4 protein-coding genes are annotated in these 3,046 nt (G+C 75.6%); 1 reads left to right on the top strand and 3 read right to left on the bottom strand.

Annotated elements, in window-relative coordinates; genetic code table 11:
* Positions 1–44: 44 nt before the first annotated feature.
* From crcB to ACWEVO_RS33820, 3 genes are all read right to left on the bottom strand, one after another.
* Complete coding sequence (crcB, locus tag ACWEVO_RS33830; RefSeq protein WP_452311487.1) at positions 45–410, bottom strand: fluoride efflux transporter CrcB; 366 nt, start codon at positions 408–410, stop codon at positions 45–47.
* Positions 407–889, bottom strand: a complete 483-nt coding sequence (locus ACWEVO_RS33825; RefSeq protein ID WP_452311486.1) for a FluC/FEX family fluoride channel — start codon at positions 887–889, stop codon at positions 407–409. Before ACWEVO_RS33825 ends, crcB begins: the two co-directional genes overlap by 4 nt.
* 266 nt (positions 890–1,155) lie before the next feature.
* On the bottom strand, positions 1,156–2,379 hold the full coding sequence (locus tag ACWEVO_RS33820; protein WP_452311485.1) for an MFS transporter: 1,224 nt from the start codon (positions 2,377–2,379) through the stop codon (positions 1,156–1,158).
* 138 nt (positions 2,380–2,517) lie between these two features.
* Between ACWEVO_RS33820 and ACWEVO_RS33815 the strand changes: the two genes are divergently transcribed.
* Positions 2,518–2,964, top strand: coding sequence for a MarR family winged helix-turn-helix transcriptional regulator (locus ACWEVO_RS33815; protein ID WP_452311484.1), 447 nt, complete (start codon positions 2,518–2,520; stop codon positions 2,962–2,964).
* Positions 2,965–3,046 lie beyond the last annotated feature (82 nt).

The raw sequence follows: 3,046 nt of genomic DNA, 5'->3' as shown, positions 1-3,046 counted from the left end.
CGGCGGCCCTCCGGGGCCGGCCCGGCCGCCGGTGATCCCAGCGGTCAGCCGGTGACCGCGGCGGCCACCGCATACCCCAGGCCGGCCGCGCCCAGCCCGGCGACGAGGCTGGCCAACGCGTTGGCCACGGCGTGGAACCGCGCCCCTTCCCGGCTCAGCCGCAACGTCTCGTAGCTGAGCGTGGACCAGGTGGTCAGCGCGCCGCAGAAGCCGGTGCCGACGAGCGCGGCCACCGCCGGGGAGGCGGGCGCCGCCGCGGTGACCGCGCCGAGCACCAGCGACCCGAGCACGTTGACGGTCAGGGTGCCCCACGGGAAGGGCGAGTCGTGCCGGGCCTGCACCGCCCGGTCGGTCAGGTAGCGCAGCGGGGCGCCGAGCGCGGCGCCGAGCGCGATCAGCAGGACGGTCACCGGGCCTCCCCGCCGCCGGCCCGGGCCAGCAGCCGACCGGCCACCGCGTCCCCGGTCCAGACCGCCAGCAATGCGCCGACCAGGGTCGCCACCAGGTACGCCAGCGCCGTCCCGGGGGCGCCGGCGGCCACCGCCCGCTGCACGTCGACGACGTACGTGGAGAAGGTGGTGAAGCCGCCGAGCACGCCGACGCCGAGGAAGGGGCGGACCAGCGGGCCGGCCGGCCGGGCGGTGAGCACCGCCATCAGCACGCCGATCAGCAGGCAGCCGGCCAGGTTGACGCCGAAGGTGGCCCACGGGAAGCCGGTGGGCGGGTGCGGGAAGGCGGTCTGCGCCCCGGCCCGGGCCAGCGCGCCGAGCACGCCACCGGCCGCGATGGCGCCGAGCACCGCCGCCGGGTGGGCGGGCAGCTCGGTGCGGTCGGCGGGTACGTGCAGGTCGACGTCGGGGTCGACGCGGAACTCGTCGGGCCGGGTCACGGTGCCTCCCCACCAGTCAGGGCATCACTGGCAGGGACCGTTGGCGACGTCACGCGGTTCTCCCGGCGCGGCCCGGGACGGCGGGCCCCACCGCCGGTCCCGCCGAGCATAACGCCGGGCGCGGCGGTCCCGTCCGGCGCGTCCCGGGGTCCGCCGGCCTCGCGCCGGGTCCAGGAGAGAGGGCCCTTTCGTTCCACCGGGGGCCACTGTTTCCCGGTTCGAGCGCGATCATGAGCGATGCCGGGCGCGGGTCCGGGGCCGGCCGGTCAGGCGGCGGCGTCGACGGGTTCGCGGGTGGGCCGGACGTCGGCCGGCATCCGGCGGGCGTGCCGTTCGGCGATCAGGAGCACGGCGAGGCCGAGCAGGGTGAGCGCGGCGCCGGCCCAGATCGGGGCGGTGAAGCCGAGTCCGGCGCTGATGGTCAGCCCGCCGACCCAGGCGCCGAGCGCGTTGCCAAGGTTGAACGCGGCGATGTTGGCGCCGGAGGCGAGCGTCGGGGCCTGGTGCGCGTACCTCATGATCCGCATCTGCAGCGGCGGCACCGTGGCGAAGCCGAATCCGCCCATCAGCACCAGGGAGGCGATGGTCAGGGCCGCGCTGCCGGCGGTCAGGGCGAAGCCCACCAACACCGCGGTGAGCGCCGCCAGCACGGCGACCAACGTGCGGGAGAGCGACGCGTCGGCGGCCCGCCCGCCGGCCAGGTTGCCCACGAAGAGCCCGACGCCGAAGAGGACCAGCAGCCACGGCACCGTCCCGGTGGCGAAGCCGCTCACCTCGGTCAGCGTGTACGCGATGTAGGTGAAGGCGCCGAACATCCCGCCGAAGCCCAGGACGGTGATCACCAGCGAGAACCACACCTGCGGCCGGGTGAACGCCCGCAGCTCGCCGCGGAGCCCGCCGCCGGGCGCCGTGTCGGTGGCCGGCCCTCGGGCGGGCACCAGCAGCGCGAGTCCGACCAGCGCGACCAGCCCGATACCGGTGATCGCCCAGAAGGTGGCCCGCCAGCCGAGATGCTGGCCGAGGAGGGTGCCGAGCGGCACACCGAGCACGTTCGCGATGGTCAGCCCGGCGAACATCATCGCGATGGCGCCCGCCCGGCGGGCGGGCGGGACCAGCCCGGCCGCCACCACCGCGCCGATCCCGAAGAACGCGCCGTGGCACAGGGCGGCGACGATCCGGCCGGCCAGCATGGTGGCGTAGTCGCCGGCCACGGCGGAGAGCAGGTTGCCGGCGATGAAGAGCACCATCAGGCCGAGCAGGACGGGCTTGCGGGGCAGCCGGGTGACCGCGGCGGTGAGAGCGACCCCGCCGACGGCGACGCTGAGCGCGTACCCGGAGATCAGCCAGCCGGCGACCGACTCGGTGACCGCGAAGTCCGCGGCGACCTGGGGGAGCAATCCCATGATCACGAACTCGGTCAGCCCGATGCCGAACGCCCCGATGGCGAGGGCGACCAGGCCGCCGGGGAGGGCGGAGGTGCGCTGGGACATGAGGTACCCGTTTCCGTGCGACGAAGAATAAGAGGCGCGTGCAACTACCCGCGCCGACAACGAGATAGTTGCACGCGCCTGCTATCAGCGCAAGCGTGCTAGGCTGGGAGGCGTCCAGGTCACAGCGAGGGGGGCGCCATGGGGATCGGCGACGACGCGGTCGAGATCCGCGCGCAGGGCTGGCGTACGCTCGCCGCGCTGCACGGCCTGATCGAGACCGCCCTCGAACGGGCGCTCCAGGCCGAGCACGGCCTCTCCGTGGTCGAGTACACGGTGCTCGACGCGCTCTCCCGCCAGGACGGCTGGCACATGCGGATGCGGCAGTTGGCGCGCGCCGCGGCCCTCTCCGGTAGCGCCACCACGCGCCTGGTCACCCGCCTGGAGGACCGGGGTCTGCTCACCCGGGTCCTCTGCGCCGACGACCGGCGCGGCATCTACACCGAGCTGACGCCGGCAGGGTCCGACCTGCTCGCCCGCGCCCGGCCGACGCACGACCGGGTGCTGGCCGACGCCCTCGCCGAGGCCGAGCGGACCCCCGAACTGGCTCCCCTCGTGGGTGCCCTGCACCGGCTGCCGGTGGGCTGACCGGCCCAGATCGACGCGCGCTGGCGGAGCACCCCTGACGATCCGCTGACGGCGGCGCCCGTCCGGTCCACCGCCGGGCGGG

This window comes from Micromonospora sp. NPDC003776 (assembly GCF_053605645.1).
This window is presented reverse-complemented; position numbering and strand designations above follow the sequence as displayed.

What these genes read in the sequence shown, in the direction of transcription:
- ACWEVO_RS33820 (WP_452311485.1), bottom strand. Translation starts at nt 2,379, where the DNA reads ATGTCCCAGCGCACCTCCGCCCTCCCCGGCGGCCTGGTCGCCCTCGCC.
- ACWEVO_RS33815 (WP_452311484.1), top strand. Translation starts at nt 2,518, where the DNA reads ATGGGGATCGGCGACGACGCGGTCGAGATCCGCGCGCAGGGCTGGCGT.